This window comes from Streptomyces lacaronensis (genome assembly GCF_047337785.1).
Classification (GTDB): Bacteria; Actinomycetota; Actinomycetes; order Streptomycetales; family Streptomycetaceae; genus Streptomyces; species Streptomyces lycopersici.
Genome location: NZ_JBLHDK010000003.1, coordinates 776,171 through 794,834 on the forward strand (window position 1 = coordinate 776,171; position 18,664 = coordinate 794,834).

At 71.7% G+C, this 18,664-nt stretch carries 19 protein-coding genes and 3 pseudogenes; 10 read left to right on the forward strand and 12 right to left on the reverse strand.

Features of this window, described 5'->3' with window-relative positions:
* The first annotated feature begins 125 nt into the window (after positions 1–125).
* Both ACMTAK_RS04590 and ACMTAK_RS04595 read left to right on the forward strand, forming a co-directional pair.
* Positions 126–620: a flavin reductase family protein gene (locus ACMTAK_RS04590; RefSeq protein ID WP_413804935.1), complete on the forward strand. Its 495-nt coding sequence runs from the start codon at positions 126–128 to the stop codon at positions 618–620.
* Between the two features lie 44 nt (positions 621–664).
* Positions 665–1,873 (forward strand): acyl-CoA dehydrogenase family protein, encoded by a 1,209-nt coding sequence (locus tag ACMTAK_RS04595; RefSeq protein WP_413804936.1) that lies wholly within the window; start codon positions 665–667, stop codon positions 1,871–1,873.
* A gap of 87 nt (positions 1,874–1,960) precedes the next feature.
* On the opposite strand, the gene ACMTAK_RS04600 is transcribed toward ACMTAK_RS04595, so the two are convergent.
* From ACMTAK_RS04600 to ACMTAK_RS04620, 5 genes are read right to left on the reverse strand one after another with little or no spacing between them, the layout of a single operon-like run.
* A complete protein-coding gene (locus tag ACMTAK_RS04600; protein WP_413804937.1) occupies positions 1,961–3,199 on the reverse strand; it encodes a DUF3500 domain-containing protein in 1,239 nt (412 codons plus the stop codon).
* A gap of 8 nt (positions 3,200–3,207) precedes the next feature.
* Positions 3,208–3,699 carry a nuclear transport factor 2 family protein gene (locus ACMTAK_RS04605; protein ID WP_413804938.1) on the reverse strand — a complete coding sequence of 164 codons (492 nt, stop codon included), beginning with the start codon at positions 3,697–3,699 and terminating at the stop codon, positions 3,208–3,210.
* Entirely contained in the window at positions 3,696–4,448 is a 753-nt protein-coding gene (locus ACMTAK_RS04610; RefSeq protein WP_413804939.1) for an HpcH/HpaI aldolase family protein, read from the reverse strand. Before ACMTAK_RS04610 ends, ACMTAK_RS04605 begins: the two co-directional genes overlap by 4 nt.
* A complete protein-coding gene (locus ACMTAK_RS04615) occupies positions 4,445–5,293 on the reverse strand; it encodes a cupin domain-containing protein (RefSeq protein WP_413804940.1) in 849 nt (282 codons plus the stop codon). The genes ACMTAK_RS04610 and ACMTAK_RS04615 overlap by 4 nt, the downstream gene beginning before the upstream one ends.
* A complete protein-coding gene (locus ACMTAK_RS04620; RefSeq protein WP_413804941.1) occupies positions 5,290–5,769 on the reverse strand; it encodes a MarR family winged helix-turn-helix transcriptional regulator in 480 nt (159 codons plus the stop codon). The genes ACMTAK_RS04615 and ACMTAK_RS04620 overlap by 4 nt, the downstream gene beginning before the upstream one ends.
* Before the next feature lie 140 nt (positions 5,770–5,909).
* On the opposite strand from ACMTAK_RS04620, the gene ACMTAK_RS04625 reads away from it, so the two are divergent.
* The gene (locus tag ACMTAK_RS04625) at positions 5,910–6,845 is read left to right on the forward strand and encodes an NADP-dependent oxidoreductase (RefSeq protein ID WP_413804942.1); all 936 of its coding nucleotides are present in this window, start codon (positions 5,910–5,912) and stop codon (positions 6,843–6,845) included.
* A gap of 58 nt (positions 6,846–6,903) precedes the next feature.
* On the opposite strand, the pseudogene ACMTAK_RS04630 reads toward ACMTAK_RS04625, so the two are convergent.
* The 7 genes and pseudogenes from ACMTAK_RS04630 to ACMTAK_RS04660 all read right to left on the reverse strand — a co-directional run.
* Positions 6,904–7,264 (reverse strand): annotated as a pseudogene (locus tag ACMTAK_RS04630) (LLM class flavin-dependent oxidoreductase); the annotation flags it as partial.
* A pseudogene (locus tag ACMTAK_RS04635) lies at positions 7,234–7,703 on the reverse strand (LLM class flavin-dependent oxidoreductase); the annotation flags it as partial. The pseudogenes ACMTAK_RS04635 and ACMTAK_RS04630, both read right to left, overlap by 31 nt.
* On the reverse strand, positions 7,700–9,076 hold the full coding sequence (locus ACMTAK_RS04640) for an NtaA/DmoA family FMN-dependent monooxygenase (protein ID WP_413804943.1): 1,377 nt from the start codon (positions 9,074–9,076) through the stop codon (positions 7,700–7,702). The pseudogene ACMTAK_RS04635 and the gene ACMTAK_RS04640, both read right to left, overlap by 4 nt.
* 19 nt (positions 9,077–9,095) lie before the next feature.
* On the reverse strand, positions 9,096–10,304 hold the full coding sequence (locus ACMTAK_RS04645) for an LLM class flavin-dependent oxidoreductase (protein WP_413804944.1): 1,209 nt from the start codon (positions 10,302–10,304) through the stop codon (positions 9,096–9,098).
* Between the two features lie 77 nt (positions 10,305–10,381).
* A complete protein-coding gene (locus ACMTAK_RS04650; protein ID WP_317259499.1) occupies positions 10,382–10,489 on the reverse strand; it encodes a putative leader peptide in 108 nt (35 codons plus the stop codon).
* A gap of 236 nt (positions 10,490–10,725) precedes the next feature.
* A pseudogene (locus ACMTAK_RS04655) lies at positions 10,726–11,171 on the reverse strand (ATP-binding cassette domain-containing protein); the annotation flags it as partial.
* Positions 11,172–11,844: 673 nt separating this feature from the next.
* On the reverse strand, positions 11,845–12,729 hold the full coding sequence (locus tag ACMTAK_RS04660; RefSeq protein ID WP_413804945.1) for a LysR family transcriptional regulator: 885 nt from the start codon (positions 12,727–12,729) through the stop codon (positions 11,845–11,847).
* Between the two features lie 97 nt (positions 12,730–12,826).
* On the opposite strand from ACMTAK_RS04660, the gene ACMTAK_RS04665 reads away from it, so the two are divergent.
* From ACMTAK_RS04665 to ACMTAK_RS04695, 7 genes are all read left to right on the forward strand, one after another.
* Positions 12,827–12,988, forward strand: coding sequence for a hypothetical protein (locus ACMTAK_RS04665; protein WP_413804946.1), 162 nt, complete (start codon positions 12,827–12,829; stop codon positions 12,986–12,988).
* A 183-nt stretch (positions 12,989–13,171) separates the two neighbouring features.
* Positions 13,172–13,915, forward strand: coding sequence for an alpha/beta hydrolase (locus ACMTAK_RS04670; protein WP_413804947.1), 744 nt, complete (start codon positions 13,172–13,174; stop codon positions 13,913–13,915).
* The gene (locus tag ACMTAK_RS04675) at positions 13,912–14,763 is read left to right on the forward strand and encodes a sulfurtransferase (protein WP_413804948.1); all 852 of its coding nucleotides are present in this window, start codon (positions 13,912–13,914) and stop codon (positions 14,761–14,763) included. The genes ACMTAK_RS04670 and ACMTAK_RS04675 overlap by 4 nt, the downstream gene beginning before the upstream one ends.
* A 50-nt stretch (positions 14,764–14,813) precedes the next feature.
* Complete coding sequence (locus ACMTAK_RS04680) at positions 14,814–15,749, forward strand: ABC transporter permease (protein WP_413804949.1); 936 nt, start codon at positions 14,814–14,816, stop codon at positions 15,747–15,749.
* Positions 15,746–16,492 carry an ABC transporter ATP-binding protein gene (locus ACMTAK_RS04685; RefSeq protein WP_413804950.1) on the forward strand — a complete coding sequence of 249 codons (747 nt, stop codon included), beginning with the start codon at positions 15,746–15,748 and terminating at the stop codon, positions 16,490–16,492. The genes ACMTAK_RS04680 and ACMTAK_RS04685 overlap by 4 nt, the downstream gene beginning before the upstream one ends.
* On the forward strand, positions 16,489–17,517 hold the full coding sequence (locus tag ACMTAK_RS04690) for an ABC transporter substrate-binding protein (RefSeq protein ID WP_413804951.1): 1,029 nt from the start codon (positions 16,489–16,491) through the stop codon (positions 17,515–17,517). Before ACMTAK_RS04685 ends, ACMTAK_RS04690 begins: the two co-directional genes overlap by 4 nt.
* 8 nt (positions 17,518–17,525) lie before the next feature.
* Complete coding sequence (locus tag ACMTAK_RS04695) at positions 17,526–18,626, forward strand: LLM class flavin-dependent oxidoreductase (protein WP_413804952.1); 1,101 nt, start codon at positions 17,526–17,528, stop codon at positions 18,624–18,626.
* Positions 18,627–18,664 lie beyond the last annotated feature (38 nt).

Consider the following 18,664-nt stretch of genomic DNA (forward strand, 5'->3'; position numbering starts at 1 on the left):
GAATCCTGAGCCGGCGGACCAAGCGGCCACCCAGGGAGCCGGAGTCTACTTCCTGATGTCGGACGCGGTGCTGCACGAGGCAGCGCATCCCGACAGACGGATTCCAGCCCAACGGGAGGCCCACGATGATCGACCGAGAGACCTTTACCGAGCTGATGAGCGGGGTGTGCGCCCCGGTCACCGTGGTCACGGCGACGACCGCCGACGGGCGACCGCGCGGCAGCACCGTGTCGAGCTTCGCCTCGCTCTCGCTCGACCCTCCGCTGGTGAGCCTCGCCCTCGACCGCGCCTCGGGACTGCTGGCCCACCTCCAGCCGGGTGACCGGGTGGGGGTGAACATCCTCGGCGCCCACCAGCAGGAACTGGCGTCCGCGTTCGCCCGTCGACGCCAGGGGCCGGGCTCGAAGTTCGACGGCGTCACCTGGACCGTCCGCGCCGGACTCCCCTACCTGCCCGAGTCCGCCGGCTGGACGGCGGGACGCGTCGAACGCCACGTGGACGGCGGTGACCATGTCCTGCTCGTCGTGTGCCTCGAGGAGGCCGAGCCGACCGCCGCGGCCCCGCTGATCTACGCGCGCCGGATCTTCGGCACCCACGCCCCGCTCGCTGTCGCGAGCTGACCCGTACCCCCGATGATCCCTGACACGAAGTGACGACGATGAACATGACCATGGACGTTCCCCGCACCACCGACGCCGCGCACAAGCTGCGGGCCGACCTCGTCGAGCGCGCCGCCACACTGCGGCCGCTGCTCTCCGGCAACGCCGATCCGGCCGACCGCGGGCGCGGAGTGCCCGCCGAGAACATCGGCGCCCTGGCCGAGGCCGGTCTGCTCTCGCTGATGCGGCCCGTCCGCTACGGCGGTCTGCAGACCGACCACCGCACCCTGCTGGAGGTCAGCCGCGAGGTCGGGCGCGCCTGTGGCTCCACCGCCTGGGTGACCTCACTGCTCAACGCCAACGCGTGGTTCGTCGGGCTCTTCCCCGCCCGGGCCCAGGACGACGTCTGGGCCCACACCCCGCACGCCCGGGTCGCCGGTGTCGTGACGCCCTCGGGAACCGCGCGCGCGGCCGAGGGCGGGTACCGGGTCAGCGGGCGCTGGGCCCCCGCGTCCGGGTGCGCCCACGCCGACTGGGCGGTCCTCGGAGTCACCCGGCCGGACGCCGAGGGCACGTCGGACGCCGTCGGCATCGTGCTCGCGCCGATGTCGGAGCTGACGATCGAGGACACCTGGTTCGTGGCGGGCATGCGCGGGACCGCGTCGAACACCCTCGTCGGCGAGGATCTCTTCGTGCCCGCACACCGCTTCCACTCCGTCCCCGATGCCATCGAGGGCCGCTACGCCACACCCTTCACCGACGAGGCGCTCTACCGGGCGCCGTTCGTGCCGACCGCCGCGCTCGTGCTGACCGGGCCCCAGCTAGGGCTGGCCTCGGCCGCCGTCGAGCTCCTGGTGGAGACGGCTCCGCGGCGGGCGTTGACCCTGACGAGCTACACCTCCCAGGCCGAGGCACCCACCGTCCAGCTCGCCGCCGCGCACGCGGCGTCGCTCGCCGACTCCGCCCGACTGCACGCCTACCGTGCGGCGGCTGACATCGACGAAGCCGCACGGGCGGGGGTGTTCCCCGATTACGACGCCCGGGCGCGGATGCGGATGGACGCGGGAATGGCGGCGGTCCACGCGCGTGAGGCGGTCCGCATCGTGTGCTCGGCCCTGGGGGCTTCGAGCTTCGGCGAGTCCAACCCGCTGCAGCGCATCTGGCGCGACATCGAGGCCGGGAGCCGACACGCCGTCCTCAACCCCGAAGTGGCCGCCGAGATCTACGGGAAGTCGCTGTTCGGCATCCGGGGCACGGTGTCCGTGATGGTGTAGGACGAAGTTCGCCGACGGCACGCCGACGTCGAGGCGGTGCCCCGGGAGCGTCCCCGCTTCCGGGGCACCGCCTCGTCGTGCGACAGGTCAGCCGGCTCCATGACCTCCGTGGTGGAGCCGGTAGTGCTGGGCGAGGAGATCACGTCCGTAGTCGTTGCCGTTGGGCGCCCGCACGATGGTGTGGACGTGGAAGCGGGCGGGCTCGGGATTGGCGAGGAAGACACCCGGATGGTTGTCGTACTCGACCAGGAGCACGGGTGAGTGGATCCGGTAGTAGAAGGCGCACGCGTCGTCGTGGCCGCCGCGCCAGGCGAACCGCGTCTCGTCGAAGTGCTCACGGACGAGCGCCAGGGTGCGCTCGGCCTGTGCCGGCGGGAGCCGGTCGAGGTAGACCCGGATCAGCTCCACCAGACCGTCACGCTGGTCGGCCGGCAGACTCGCCGCGACGATCCCCTCGGGGGGCAGCACGAGGTTGTCACTGCCCGCACCGGCGAGATGCCGTCCGTTCCACGGTCCGGCGAGCTCGGGCGGAAGGTCCTCCGCGCGCAGCGACGGCCCCATCAGGAACTCGCCCTCCCGGTTGGGGTCCAGCGTGCGGCGGAACGCCAGGGCGACCTCGGTCTCGTCGCCGAGGGCGTGGACGCCCTCGAATCGCCCCGTCCCGGTCGTCGGCTCGGCACCGAGGAACACGGGGGCGAGAACCACCTGCCCTCCGACGAAGACACAGTGCAGGTCCACGTGATGGCCCATCAGCTGCCATCCCCACGGGGAGTCGCCCGAGGGAGTACCGAAGACGGTGAACCAGTAGGCGAACTCCGTGAGGGTGTCCCGGTAGTCGTCGATGAGCTCGCCCAGGTTCTCGTTGAGCGCCATCACCGCTCGCACCTGGGCGTAGCCGGCGGGGCTGAGGCTCGCCTCGATGACGGCGAGTGCGCGGTCGCGGTCGCGGTCGGCGAGCCGTTCCAGGCGCATGCCCTTCGGGTGCCAGGTCGGGATCGCGTTCGTCCACAACCGCCACTCCGGGGCGTCCATGGGCAGGGCCGCGACCACCCTCTGGTGGGGCGCCAGCCCGTCGAGGTAGGCCCGGGCCGCCACGACGGCGGCGTTCGGCGAGGTTCCCGCACCGTCAAGGCGGTAGAGGCCCTGGCGCGGCGTCCCGTTGTCGGTGATGCCGACGTAGGGCTCGCGATGACGGCGCAGGCCGGCGGTCAGCTCGTGGGCCGCCTCCGGGGGGAGCAGGTCGTCGAACAGATGGGAGTCGACGATCGGCAGATCGCCCCGCGTGGTCGGCAGAGGGAAGTCTCCCGGGTACCGCTGGTGGGACATCGGTCTCCTTACTCGGTGGGAACGGCGAGGACGTCACCCGGCATGAGGAAGCGGTTCTCGATCCGCCGGGAGGCGATGAGCCACCGGCGGGCCTCCCCGTCCGGCTCGCCGACCCGGACGAAGCGGTCGAACACGTCGGCGACCAGCACCGGAACGGTCGTCGGGATGGGTGGCTCTCCGTCCTGCGCGTAGAGCACCAGCGCGGAAATGGCCTCGACGAGGTCGGTCTCATGCCGCAGGACGTGGAAGTTGGACATCAGGTGACGCGAGACCCGTGGTCCCCGTGCGGCGCGGTCGCCGTACACGCCGTTGATCGCGTCGGTGCCGCGGAAGGTCCGGCGCGAGAACGTCAGCTCGGCGTCGGCGGTGAAGAAGCCGGAGGCCGCCGAGCCATCGCCGTGGTCGATCTCGAACCACAGCGCCGTCACCAGCATCGACAGATCGGTGTGCACGACGGCGAGGGCCGGACCGCCGACGGCCGGAGTGTCGCCGGCGGTCATCGGCCGACCGCCGTCGCGGCGTTGCGTGCACCGCTCACCAACGTGTGCGCGCCCTGGCGCAGCATCGTGGTGTCGGCTCCCAGGACGAGGAAGTCGTACCCACGGCGGTCCAGCAATTCCGGCGCGTTGCCCGCGGCCGTGGTCCCCAGGGTGATGCGGTGGTCGGCACAGCGCCGTTCGGCCGCCGCGAGGAGGTCTGCCAGCCTGCCGTCACCCTCGCGGAACCGGCCGGAGACCGCGAGATCGGTCGGGCCGATGAAGACCGCGTCGACGCCGGCGACCTCACCGATCTCGACGATCGCCGAGAGAGCTCCGACGCTCTCGGCCTGGACAACGAGGCGGACCTCGTCATTGCCGGAGCGCAGATAGTCGCCGAGGGCCTCCAGCCCCCACCGGCCGGCTCGTCCGGAGGTGCTGGCCCCGCGTCGTCCGAGCGGCGGGAACCGAGTCGCTCGCACGGCGTCCCGCGCCCGGGCGGCGTCATCGACCTGCGGGACGAACAGCCCGGCCGCACCCGCGTCGAGCGGGACCTGGACGTCGCGTGGTGCGGTGCCGGCGACCCGGACGAAGGGTGCGAGCCCGCAGCCACGGGCCAGCGCGATCATGGTCGATGTCGTGCGGCTGTCGATCGCGCCGTGCTCGGCGTCGATCACGGCGAAGTCGAACCCGGCGAGTGCGAGCAGTTCGACGCTCTCCGGGGCCGGGAGCTTGACCCAGGCTCCGAGCCGGGGAAACGCATCGCCCGTCATCGCTGGGCTCCCTGGTATTCGTCGGCGTTGAGCACCCAGCCCTTCGCGAGGAAGTCCTCGCGCGGCGGGGCGAAGACGTCGATGAGCGTATGCGGGCCCGCGCCCACGGCCCGGGTGGTGTGCACGACGGTCGGCGGGATCAGTGTCATCGAGGGGCTGCCGACCCGGATGTGCTCATCGTCGCGCCACTCACTCATCCGGCCGGTCCACGGAACCCGGAGGTGATGGGCGTAGCTTCCGACGAGGGTCACCGACATCTGCTCGAAGTCCTCGTGCGAATGCGGCGAGAGCCGTTCGGTGTCGCGGGGCCCCTCGTGCACCGGAAACCAGTTCACCATCAGCGACCCCGTCCGGAAGATCCGGCCGAGGCGTCCCTCCTCCTCGGGTATGTCACGCAGTCGATGTATCCGGATCCCGTCACCGCCGGCGTCGGTGGACCGCGGTAGCGGTGCGGCCCGCGGGTCGGCCCCGGCGGCATGGTTGACGGCCCGCCTCATCTGCTCGTCGCAGCGGGCGGTGAACACCCGCGCCACCGTCGTCGGCGACGCCGCGTGGACAGTGCTCGTACCGGCCGGTACGACGACGAGGGCGGGCTCGGACACGGACACACATGCCCGGCCGTCGTGCTCCACGCCCACCACCGCGTCGTCCTGGACGAGCAGCATGTACTCGTCGGGCAGGTCGTGTTCGGTGAGGCGGTCATCCGCTTCGAGCTCGGTGATCGCCACCACGAAGTTCCGGCCGCACACCGACCAGGTTCGGCTGCCGCCGGCGGAGACCAGGTCCGGATCTCGCTCCGAGATCTCGTCGACGACGGAGGTTCCCGCGGTTGCGGCGATGGTCATCGGCCTTCTCCTTCGAGTTCCCGGCGCACGGTGGCGGCGATGCGGGTGAGCGCTGCGCCGAGGTGGCGGCGCTGAGCGGCGCTGAGCGGGTCGAACACGAGTCGCCTCACCTGGGCGACGTGTTCCGGTGCGCTCGCGACGACCTTCTGCCGCCCGGCGTCGGTCAGGGTGGCGAGGGTGTATCGGCCGTCGGTGGGATCGGGCCGGCGGACGACCCAGTCGCGGGCCTCGAAGCGGTCCATCACCTTCGACAGGCGAGGCTGGGTGCTGTCGCATTCCCGGGCCAGGTCGCTGAGTCGCATCGTGGCCTCGTCGGTCATGGACAGCCGGGCCAGAACGCCGTACTCGAAGTTGGAGATGCCCGCATCTCGTTGCAGCTGACGGTCGAGGGCCGCCGGAAGTGCGATGACGACGGTGAGCAGCGCCTGCCACACGTCTTGCTGATCGTCGTCGAGCCAGGGTGATGGAGTGTCCATGAGACCCATCGTACTTGCCTGGGCAACTCGAATGACTTGCCCAGGCAACTCTCGCCGGGTACTTTCTGAGTTGCCGAGGCAAGTGAAAATGGTTGGGGCCCCTTGCGTTGACATACGCATACACACTGGAGGAAAGTGCCATGAAGGCAGTGCGTTACCACGGCTTCGGCGGCAGCGAGGTCCTGCGCTACGAGGACATCGAGCGTCCGGTCCCCGGCACCGGACAGGTGCTGGTGCGGGTGGCGGCCACGTCGTTCAACCCAGTCGACGATCACATCCGCGCCGGTGTGCTGACCGAGATGATCCCGGTCGCCCTCCCCCATGTGCCCGGGATCGATCTGGCGGGCACCGTCGCCGAACTCGGCGCGGAGGTGACGGGGCTGGAGGTCGGTGACCGGGTCGTGGCGATGCTGCCCCTCAACGCCGCCGGTGCGGCCGCCGAGTACGCGCTCGCCCCGGCCGAGGCCCTGGTCGCGGCGCCCCGGACGATCGAGCTGGTCGACGCCGCGGCGCTGCCCCTGACCGGCCTGGCGGCCTGGCAGGCGCTGTTCGAGCTCGCCGAGCTGAAGCCCGGGCAGACCGTCCTGGTCAACGGGGCGGGGGGTGCGGTGGGTGGCCTCGCGGTGCAGCTCGCCGCCGACGCGGGAGCGCATGTGACCGCGGCGGCCGGTCCGCTCCACGCCCAGCGCCTGCGGAGCTACGGCGCGGCCCGGGTCGTCGGCCACCTCGATCCCGCCGAGGGCCCGGCCGTCGTGGGTGGTCCGTTCCATGTCCTGCTGAACCTGGTGCGCGTCACGCCGGACGATGCCGCGCGGCTGTCGCGCTACGTCGCCGACGGCGGGGTCGCCGCGAGCGCGGCCGGCCCGATTCCCGAGGAACCCGCCCGGTCGGTGCGTGCCGCGAACCTGTTCGTCCGCGGCGACGCCGCCCAGCTGACCGAGCTGGTCGCCAGGGTCGATGACGGTCGGCTCCGGATCCACATCGCCGCCCGCCGCCCGGTGGCCGAGTCACGCGCGGTGCATGAGGACGCCGCCACCGGGCGACTGCCCGGTAAGACGGTCCTGACCGCTCCCTGAGCACCCGGCCGGGCCGCGCTCATGGATGAACGCCATTCGCCGCGACGCTCGGCCCGTGCGCTTCCGCGCCCGGCTGCTGGAGGAGCCGCCGCTGGAGGGCGATGCGGGGCGATCCGAGCAGTCGGTGGGTGCAGGGCGTCGATCAGACCGAACTCCTCGACCGTGGACAGCGCGGTGCGGTGGCCGAGCTGTACGGCCCCGGAGCCCAGGCGGATCGTGGAAGTGGCGGAGACGGTCAGGGCCAGGACGACGGCGGGCGAGGTCCCGGCCACGCCCGGGTTGAGGTGGTGTTCGGCGAACCAGTAGCGCGCATAGCCGAACCGCTCCGTCTGCTGGGCGAGGTCGACGCTGTTGCGCAGTGCCTCGGTGGCGGTGGAACCGGAGGAGACTCGACGAAGTCCTCCAGGGTCGAGAACACCGGTTCCATGCCGAGCTGCTTCTGGAAGGCGAGGCGGCCTTCGAACACCGGGCGGTGGGCGGCGATGGCCTCCTGTGAGGTGCGGGCCGCGTAGTAGCCCGCTGTCCCGGCGCCGACCACGGCGCGCGCGGGGTCGTGACCGTATGCCTCCCAGCACTGGTCCTCGGGGGTGACCTGGAACAGCTCGCGCTGGGCGGTGCCGTTGCCCTTGCCGATGATCAGTTCGAGGCGACCGGCGGAGAGGTGGTCCAGGGTGGCGTAGTCCTCGTGGGCGCGCACCGGATCGAGCAGGCCGAGGGTGGTCACCGCGGTGAACAGCCGGATCCGGGAGGGAGTGCGGCGAGATGGCTGAGCACGACCGGTGGTGAGGAGGAGATGAACGGCCGTTCGTTCACCGGGTCCGGGGCGTGCGCGATGAGGGTGATGGCCAGGACCTTCATGACGCGGCCCGGTCCTGGTGCGACTCGGTGCCGGGGTGGGCCAGGCCCAGGTGGTCGCGCAGGGTCGTGCCCTGGTATTCGGTGCGGAACACGCCGCGCTCCTGGAGCAGCGGGACGACGGTGTCCGCGAAGACGTCCAGCCCGCCGGGGGTGATGTGCGGTACGAGGATGAAGCCATCGCCGGCATCGGCCTGCACGAAGGAGTTGATGGTCTCGGCGACCGTGGCCGGGGAGCCGATGAACGACTGGCGGTTGCCGGTCTCGATGACCAGGTCACGGATGGACCACTTGTTCGCCGCCGCCAGCTCCCGCCACTCCCGGGCGACGGCCAGCGGATCGCGGTACATCCGTACCTGGGCGCGGCCGCGGGCGATGGTGTGCTCACCGGGGTCGGGGTCGATGTCGGGCAGCGGGCCGTCCGGGTCGTACGCGGACAGGTCGCGGTTCCAGACGAACTCCAGGTGTTTGATCGCGGTGGCGCCGCTGACCTGCTGGCGGCGTACCTCGTGGGCCAGCTCCCGCGCCTCGGCGTCGGTGTCGCCGAGGACGAAGGTGGCGGCGGGCAGGATCAGCAGCTGGTCGTGGGTGCGGCCGTGGCGGGCGAGGCGGCCTTTGACGTCCGTGTAGAACGCCTGCCCCTCCTTCAAGGTGCTGTACCGGCTGAAGATGGCGTCGGCGCCGGCCGCGGCGAACTCCCGGCCTTCCTCGGAGTCACCGGCCTGGAAGATCACCGGGCGGCCCTGCGGGCTGCGCGGGACGTTGAACTGCCCGGTGATGTCGAAGTGGTGTCCCTGATGGGCGAAGGCACCGGCCCGCGCGTCGCCCAGGAAGGTGCCGGACGCCTGGTCGGCGACGATCTCGTCGCCCCGCCAGGAGTCGAACAGCTCGGTGGCGGTGGCCAGGAACTCCTTGGCCCGGGAATACCGTTCGTCCTGCGGGAGGAAGCCGCCGCGGCGGAAGTTCTCCCCGGTGAAGGCGTCCCACGAGGTGACGACGTTCCACGCGGCGCGCCCGCCCGACAGGTGGTCGAGGCTGGCGAACTGGCGGGCCACCTCGTAGGGCTCGTTGAAGGTGGAGTTGATGGTACCGGTCAGGCCGAGGCGGTCGGTGACGGCGGCGAGCGCGGACAGGACGGTGAAGGTGTCCGGCCGCCCCACCACGTCCAAGTCGTAGATTTCGCCGCCCTGTTCGCGCAGCCGCAGCCCTTCGGCGAGGAACAGGAAGTCGAACTTGGCGCGCTCGGCGGTGCGCGCGAAGTGGGCGAACGAGCTGAACTCGATATGGCTGCCCGCCTCCGGATCACTCCACACCGTGGTGTTGTTGACGCCGGGGAAGTGGGCCGCCAGGTGGATCTGCTTGAGCGGTGTGCTCATGGTCGGTGGTCCCTCCGGCTCAGACGGTGGCGTAGCGGTTGGCGGGGCGGGCGAGGCCCAGCAGCCCGCGCAGGGTGTCGGCCTCGTAGGACCGGCGGAAGGCGCCGCGGCGCTGCAGTTCGGGCACCAGGCCACGGGTGATCGCCTCGAGGTCGTGGCCGATCACACCGGGGCGCAGCCGGAAGCCCGACAGTCCGGTCCGCTGCCAGGTCAGCAGCAGATCCGCGAGCTGTGCGGGGGTACCGGTGAACACCTTGGCGTCGCTGGTGTACGGGTAGCCCGCGAGGGCGTCCAGGCGCTCCAACCGGGCGGCCGCGGCGCCCGGTTCGTCGTCGAGGAACACCACCAGGTCGCCGAAGAGGTGCACGGGCTCCGCCGCGCGGCCCGCCGCCGCCTGGGCGGCGCGGACCTCGGCGACGGTGGCGCGGGCCTGGTCCGTGTCGTGCGGGGTGATGTAGCCGATGTCGGTGGAGGTTGCCACCAGTCGGTAGGGCACGCTCTGATGGGCCAAGGCGCTGACGACCGGCTGTCCCTGGGGCGGCCTGGGGGTGATCGAGGGGCCCTTGACGCTGAAGTGTCTGCCCTCGAAGTCGATGTAGTGCAGCTTGTCGCGGTCGATGAAGCGTCCGGTGGCGACGTCCCGGATCTCGGCGTCGTCCTCCCAGCTGTCCCAGAGGCGGCGTACCACCTCGATGTGGTCGGTGGCCTCCTCGAAGAGCTCCGCGGTCAGCTCCCGGACCACCGGGGTGTCCAGATCCTCCGGGCCGAAGCGGGGAATGGCGCGGCGGCCGAAGTGTTCCGCCTCGTGGCTCCGCCTGGACACCCGGATCCGCAGCCCGGCGCGGCCGGTGCTGACGTAGTCCAGGGTGGCGATCGCCTTGGAGGTGTGGAACGGCTCGGTGTGGGTGGCGACGACGGTCGGCACCAGCCCGATATGCCGGGTCAGCGGTGCCACCCGGGAGGCGATGAGCACCGCGTCCAGCCGCCCGCGCACCTGGTCGGTGCGGCCGTCGGGCTCGGTGCGGTGCGTGGACTGGAGCGAGAGCCCGTCCTCGAAGGTCACGAAGTCGAGCAGACCGCGTTCGGCCTCGGTGACGACATCGGTCCAGTACGCGGCGTCGAACAGCTCCCTGGGCCGGGCGTGCGGCTCGCGCCACGCGGCCGGATGCCAGCCCGCCCCGTCGAGGGCGACGGCGAGGTGCAAGGGGGTGGATGAGGACTCGGACACGAAGGGTGCCTCCCTGGTCGGCCATGGGTGATCACCGCGCCTCATCGGAAGGGCGCGGTGTCCTTGAGGTGATCAGGTCAGCGGCGACAGAGCGCGCCGGCCACGCGCAGCAGGTCGATGTGGTGCCGGGAGTACAGGCGGACACCCCTGCCCAGGGCCGGAGTCGGCGCGGGCGGGCTGGTCATCGGCCGCGACACCATCGCCTCCCGTTCCCGACGGGCCTTCGGGCCCTGGCTGATATCTCGGAACGCTACGTGAGGCCGGTGACCTCACGCAATCGTCAACTCGAACGGGGCCGCGGCATATTCCCCGGCGCCCATGGGTGACCCGACGAAAGTGTGGGCGACCTCGCTGACGCGCGGCACCCCGATAACGGGATCGGTGGAAATGTTCCGGACTGACGACACGTGGGCGTGGGTCCGAGCGCGTCGAGTGCGCCGAACGGCTCGTCCGCGAGCAGCAGTTCGGGCTCGCGCACCAGGGAGCGGGCCAGCGAGACCCGCTGCTGTTCGCCGCCTGACAGCTCCACCGGCCAGGCGTCCTCCCGCCCGGCCGGACCCACCTCGGCGAGCGCGGTGCGTGCCCGCTCCTCGGCGTCCCCGCCCGTGAGCCCCAGTGCCACATTGGCCAGCACCCGTTTCCACGGCAGGAGCCTGGCGTCCTGGAAGACGACCGGCACATGGGCGGGTGCGCTCAGTACGCCTTCGCCACCGGCGTCGTGGTCGACTCCGGCGAGCGCCCGCAGCACGGTGCTCTTGCCGGAGCCGCTGCGGCCGAGCATGGCCACGAACTCCCCGGCGCGCAGGCTCAGTTCGGGCCCGTCCAGCACGGGCTACGCCCGCCGAAGGCCCGCACGAGCCCCTCGATGCGGACGGCCGCCCCGGTCTCCGGGGCGGCTGCTTCACCAGGTACTCACCGTCCGCGTGGGTGAGGCCCTGGTCCTTGACGTAGTAGCCGTCGATCCACTGCTCGGGGTGCCGGTCGACCCAGACCTCCGACCGCGCCCAGAACCTGATGAACTCCCTGATCGCGGCGGCCTTCTGCGGATCGCTCACGGCGTCGGTCACTGCCCACAGATGTGCGGGCTGGGCAGCTCGACCAGCTGCACATCGTGCTTCGAGAGCCCCGCCTTGGCCAGGAGCCGCAGCACAAGCGCCCCCCTGGGCCTGCCCCGGGCCGTAGGCGATCTTCTTGCCGCGCAGGTCCGCCAGGGTGTCGACGTCCGCCCCGGGAGCGATTCCGAGTTCGTGGACGGGGTGCCGCAATGGGTCCTTGCGGAATTCCGACGCCACGAGCTTCGTATCGAGACCGGTCCAGTGGGCGTGTATCGACGGGATTTCCGCCGCCGAGCACAGATCCAGGGAATGCGCGCGGAAGGCCTCGGTGCACTGCGGACCGCCACTGATATTGGCCCACTTGACTTGAAGGGCAGCTTGTCGATCTGCCCCGAGAGCTTCAGCGCCACCTGAGTGTCCGGCGCACCGACCGTGATCGACGTATTCGGCGGAAATGACTACTTCGTATAGCTGCCATGTTCGCGTTACACAGCCCTCGGGGACATTTCGTGGAAGCCCAGCAAGGCACGTACCGCCTCGACGGTGGCTTCGGTCAGGGAGTGGTCGCAGCCGCTGCGGGCTCGGGCGCTGAGGCGGACCGGGGGGACTGCGGGGAGGTCGTGGCGTGGCGTGAGGCCGTCAGGGTACGGACCACCGGGGACGGCGAGCAGGGCGGCGCCGAGTCCGGCGCGGGCCGCGTCCAGGACTCCCGCGAGGTATCCGGCCTCGGCGACCACGGTGGCGGCCGTGTGACGGGAAGCGAGTGCGGTCAGGGCGCGGCGGCGGATCACGCAGGGATCGCTGATGGCCACCAGGGGCAAGGGGGCGGGTGCGGCGGGTGGTTCCCAGCCGGGAGCGGCGTACCAGCGCAGGGGGAGTTCACCCACCGGGGTACCCGGGGCGGACGCCGCCTCGGTGACGTAGACGGCGAGGTCGAGCTCACCACGCGCGACGGCGTCCGTCAGCCGCGCCGAGCGGTCGATGCGCACCCGGACCTCGGCGCCGGGCCGGGTGTCGCGTACGGCCGCGGTCAGGACGGGCAGGATCTGGTCGGCGCCGTGCTCGGTGGCGCCGATGATGACGGGTGCCGCACCGGCCGGGTCCTCCCCCATGAGCCGACGGAGGGCCGCGTCATGTGCGCCGACGATCTGCTGGGCCTCTTCCAGCAGTCGGGTGCCGTGGAGGGTGAACCGGGTCTTCCGGCCGTCACGTTCGACGATGGGGCGTCCGAGGGACTTCTCCAGCCGCCGGATGTGCTGACTGACGGTGGACTGGCTGAGGGCGAGTGCGCCCGCGGCGCGGTGGAAGCCTCCGTAGTCGGCGACGGCAATGAGACTGCGCAACGCCACGATGTCCAATACCGGTCGCATGTGCGCAGGCTAGCAACCGATCGATCGGAAATCACGATCGGTTTTGATGGCAAATCATCGTTGGACGGCCGACTCCGGCCTCGTGCATCCTGAGGTCATGCCGCGTACAGCGTCCGTGGCGGCCCGCGGGCCGCGCACCCACCGCACCGGATCCGGGCCATCGGCCACCGGACCGGCGGTGTGCCGTGCCACGGGCGCCCGGCTGACCCGGCGGCGCGTGGTCGACTTCGGCCGCACCGGCGCCATGCGCTGTCGCTGACTTCACGCATTCCCGGCGCGCTCGCGGTCGCCGCCCGTTCACCCCTCCGCGCTTCCGCGTCGGCAGGTGCTTCCCGCCTGCGTCTCTTCCTTTCCCCTCCGCACCTCCGCACCCGCACGGCCCCTCCATCTCGCTCGTGCGTGTGGGCGGGCGCGCCGCTGTCTGTCGATGAATCGAGTTCTCATGTCCTCTGCTCAGTCTGTCCACTCCTGGGACGAACCGGCGGGGATCGCCCCGCGCGGCACGCTCGTGCTCCTCCCCGGACGGGGTGAACACGGCGGTGTGTACGAGCGGTTCGGCCGCCGGATCTCCGCCGACGGCTATCGCGTCCGCGCCCTGGGAGATGCCTCCTCCGACCCGGAGGCCATCGCCGAAGCGGCCACCAAGCTGTTGCGCGACGAAGCGCTCCCGGGCCCCCGCGTACTGGTCGGATCCGACACCGGGGCCTCCCACGCGGCGCGGCTCGCCGCCCTCGACGGCTCCGCGCTGGACGGGCTCATCCTCGCCGGGCTGCCGACCGGGTCGCGCCCCGCCGAAACGGCCGCTCAGGACTGGGAGGAGGAGTTGGAGCTGCGCACCGCCTGCCCGACGCATCGGGGCAGGCTGACCGCCGACTCCGCGTTCCGGCGCGGCGCTCTGGCGGGCCCGTCGGCGCCGGAGTCGCCCACGCCGGACACGCTGGAGGGGATCTCCGTTCCGGTGCTCGGGCTGCACGGTGCCGAGGACACGGTCAGCCCCCTCGACGAGGTCCGCCGCGTGTTCCGCGGACTGCCCGGCGCGGAGCTGGTGAGTCTGGCCGGCACGCGGCACGACGTCCTCAACGACGTGACGCACCGCACCGCCGCCGCCACGGTGGTCCTCTTCCTGGAGCGGCTGCGGCTGGATCCCGGTCTCGCGCCCATCGCCGTACCGGAGGCCCTCGCATGACCGCCCCCGTCCTCACCACTCCGGCCGAGCTGTACTCCCGGCTGTTCCATGGCGGTCCGGCGCCCGTCGTCCTGGACGTACGGTGGCGGCTCGGCGATCCACACGGCCATGAGCACTACCGCGCCGGGCACATCCCGGGCGCGCGCTACGTCGACCTCGACACCGAACTGGCCGCCGCGCCCACTCCGGCCGACGGCCGCCATCCGCTGCCGGACCCCGCCACGTTGCAGCGGTCCGCGCGTCGCTGGGGACTCACCGCCGACCGGCCGGTGGTGGTGTACGACGACAACGGCAACACCGCCGCCGCTCGCGCCTGGTGGCTGCTGCGCTGGGCCGGGGTCGAACGGGTCTCGCTGCTGGACGGGGCGCTGCCCGCGTGGCGCGCGGCCGGACTGCCGGTTGAAACGGGCGAGCCCACCCCATCGGCGGAGGGGAATGTCGTCCTCGCCCCGGGGCAGCTGCCGGTGCTGGACGCCGATGCGGCGGCCGGGGTGGCGCGTACCGGCGTCCTGCTGGACGCGCGGGCGGCCGAGCGGTACCGGGGCGAGACCGAACCGATCGATCCGCGTGCCGGGCACATTCCCGGCGCCGTGTCCGCCCCGACGGGCGACAACCTGACGCCGGACGGCACGTTCCACAGCGTGGAGGAGCTCGCGCGGCGTTTCACCGCGCTGGGCGCCGACGGCACGACGGAGGTCGGTGTCTACTGCGGCTCCGGGGTCACGGCCGCCCACACGGTCGTGGCCCTGGCCCGCGTCGGCATCACGGCCGCGCTCTACCCCGGCTCCTGGTCCGCTTGGTCCGCAGACACCGCCCGCCCGGCGGCGGTGGGAGCGCGGCCGGACTGATCCGCCCCCCATCCACCCTCCCGAGCACGTCCCGACCGAGAGGCCGCACCATGCCCTCCTCGCACTCCCCCGTGTCCGGGGCCTCACCGCCCCCGGACGCCCCCGCACCATCCTCCCCCGGTGCGCCGAAGGATCCCACGCCGCCCGCCGGGTCCACCGTGGTACGGAAACCCCGCCCCACCGCCCCGCGCACCCGGCCCCGCACCCGGCCCCGCCTCCGGGTCCCGCGCGGGGTCCGGCGCGCCTCCGGGCCCGTCGGACTGCTGCTGATCTGGTACCTGGCCGGCGCCACGGGCGTGCTCCCCGAGACCGTGCTGGCCTCCCCCGTCGACGTCGTGCGGCGCGGGGCGGACCTCATCGGCACCGGAGAGCTGCCGCGGGCCATCGCCGCTTCCGGCCGCCGCGCGGCGATCGGCTTCCTCATCGGCGCGGCCGTGGCGCTCACCCTGTCGCTCACCGCTGGTCTGTTCCGGCTGGGCGAGGACGTCATCGACGCGTCCATGGGCATGTTCCGGGCGATTCCCTGGGTGGGCCTGATCCCGTTGTTCATCGTCTGGTTCGGCATCGACGAGACACCGAAGATCGCGCTGGTGGCGCTCGGTGTCACCTACCCGCTGTACTTCAACATCTACGGCGGCATCCGGTCCGCCGACGCACAGCTGATCGAGGCCGGGCGGATGGTGGGCCTGGGCCGCATCGGGCTGATCCGGTACGTGATCCTGCCGTCCGCGCTGCCCGGTGCGCTGGTGGGGCTGCGGTACGCGCTGTCCACCGCGTGGCTGGCCCTGGTCTTCGCCGAGCAGGTCAACGCGGACGCCGGTATCGGCTATCTGATGAGCAACGCCCAGCAGTACTTCCAGACGGACGTCATCGTCCTGTGCCTGGCCGTGTACGCGGTGCTGGGGCTGCTGTGCGACTTCGCCGTGCGGCTGCTGTCCCGGCGGCTGCTGGACTGGCGGGCGTCGTTCGACGGGGAGGGAGCATGACACCGGTGAACGGCACGAGCGGTGTGGAGGTCCGCGGGCTGAGCCGCGCCTTCGGCGACAAGACGGTGCTCGACGGGCTCGACATCACCATCCGCGAGGGTGAGTTCGTGGCCCTGCTCGGCCAGAGCGGCTGCGGAAAGTCGACGTTGCTGAGGATCCTCGCCGGGCTGGACAGCGAAACCGAGGGCGAGGTGGACGTACCGGAGCGGTGCTCGGTGGCATTCCAGTCGCCGCGGCTGATGCCGTGGCTGCGGGTGTGGCACAACGTCGTGCTCGGTCTGCCGGACGGGGACCGCGCGCTCGCCGGGCGCTATCTGGCCGAGGTCGGCATCGAGGAGTACGCGGGCGCCTGGCCCCGGACGCTCTCCGGCGGCCAGGCCCAACGCGTCTCCCTGGCCCGTGCCCTGGTGCGCGAGCCCGAACTGCTGCTGCTTGACGAGCCGTTCGGCGCGCTCGACGCGCTCACCCGCGGCAGGGCGCAGCGGCTGGTGGCCGATCTGTGGCAGCGGCACGGCTGCTCGATCCTCCTGGTCACGCACGACGTCGAGGAAGCGCTGCTGCTGGCCGACCGAGTGCTGGTGATGGACGGCGGGCGGATCGCCTACGAGGCGGAGGTGGGCCTCGCACGCCCGCGTGACCTCGGCTCGCCCGACTTCGTGGCGCTGCGCGGCGAACTCCTGCGACGACTGGGCGTCGACGACGCCTCGGCGCATTCGCGCCATCGAGAAGAGGTGACCGCATGAACCGCATGATCCATATGAACCGCCCGCACACCGGAAACCGCAGGGCCACGGCCGCGGCGCGCGCGCTCGGCGCCGCGCTGTCGCTGACCGCCCTCCTCGCCACCAGTGCCTGCGCGGGCGACAGCCAGGCGGCGTCCGAGACCGACCCGTCGAAGGTGACGCTGGCCCTCGGTGACCAGGCCAAGAACCTGAAGACGCTGTTCGACGCCTCCGGTGCCCTCGAGGGAACGCCGTACAAGGTGAAGTGGGCCGAGTTCGAGGGTGCCGCACCGCTGTTCCAGGCCGTGCAGGCCGGGGCCGCCGACACCTCGTACGCCGCCGATCTGCCCACGCTCCAGGCGCTGTCCGGCGGAGTGCGGGTAAAGGCCGTCGGGGCGCTGCACAACGACGGCACCCACACCGGGATCGTGGTCCGGAAGAACTCACCGGTGCGCAGCGTCAAGGACCTCAAGGGAAAGCAGGTTGTCGTCTCCTCGGCCAAGGGGTCCATCGCCGAGTATCTGCTGGCGCACGCTCTGGAGCAGGCGGGGCTGAGCTACTCGGACGTCCATGTGCGGTATCTGCTGCCCACCGACGCCCAGGCCGCCTTCACCTCCGGCAAGGTCGAGGTCTGGGCCACGTTCGGCGTGTACAAGACCGTGGCCGAGCAGCACGGGGGCCGTCTCCTGATCAACGGGGCCAACGGGCGGGTGAGCGGCTACGGCTTCATCGGAGCCTCCGAGAAGGCCCTTGAGGTCCCGGCGAAGAAGAAGGCCATCACCGACTATCTGCGCCGCCTCGACAAGGCACTGGCCTGGTCCCGCCGGCACCCCGCGGAATACGCCAAGGCCATCCAGCACGACAACGGAGCCTCGGCCACGGTTGCCAAGGCCCTGGTCGACCAGTCCAACAGCGAACTGCTGCCGGTGCGTGAGCCGGTGATCCGGTCCGTACAGAAGGTCGGCGACACCATGCACGACATCGGTGTTCTCACCCCCAACCCGACCCTCGCCGACCACGTCGACACCAGCCTCGTCAAGGAGTGACCGCAGCCATGCCCGTGGAATTCATCAGCGCCGTCCACCCCAACCCCGCCGCCGAGGGCGACCCCACCGCGGGTTCCGGAATCGATGTGGACTACGCCCGCCGCTACGCCCGAGCCCTGGACGACGGCGGCTTCGACTACACCCTGGTCACCTACCACTCGGCCGCGCCGGACGCGCTGCAACTGGCCCAGTTCGTCGCGCATCACACCGAGCGCATCAAGCCGGTCCTCGCCCATCGCCCCGGGGTGGTCTTCCCCACCCACGCGGCCCGCGCACTGGCCACGTTGGACCGGATCAGCGCCGGACGGCTGGTGGTGCACATCATCTCCGGCGGCAACGACGAGGAGCAGCGCCGCGAGGGCGACTATCTGAGCAAGAGCGAGCGGTACGCCCGCTCGGACGAGTACATCCGGATCCTGCGCGGAGTGTGGGAGGCCGACGGCCCGCTCTCCCACGAGGGCCCGTACTACCGCTTCGAGGGCTTCCGCTCCGATGTCACCCCGTACCACGGCACCATCCCCATCTCGGTGGGCGGTTCCTCAGAGGACGCCTACCGGGTGGGCGGGCAGCAGGGCGACATCTTCGGGCTGTGGGGCGAACCGCTGAAGGAGACCGCCGAGCAGATCGCCTCGGTGAACGCGTACGCGGACGCCGCGGGGCGGCCCCGGCCGCGCATCTGGGTGTCCTTCCGGCCGATCATCGCCCCCACCGACGAGCTGGCCTGGGAGAAAGCCCACCGCACCCTGGGTGCGGTCAAGGCCAACCACGCCGAGCGGGCCAAGCGCCGCCACTACCCGGCGGTCGGCCGGGGCACCCCGGCCAACGTCGGATCACAGCGGCTGCTGGCCGTCGCCGAGCGCGGCGAGGTGCACGACCGCTGCCTGTGGACCGCGCCCGCCGCGGCCACCAACGCCGCCGGTGCCTCCACGGCGCTGGTCGGCTCCCCGGAGACGGTCGCCAAGGCGCTGCTCGACTACGTGGACATCGGCTGCGAGCTGCTGTCCATGCGCGGCTACGACCCGCTCAACGATGCCATCGACTACGGGCGTCACGTACTGCCGCTGGTCCGTCAGGAACTGGCGCACCGCGCCGCCACCTCGGCCGCCTGACGCACCCGCCGCCGTCTCCTTCTCGTTCCCTCATGAAA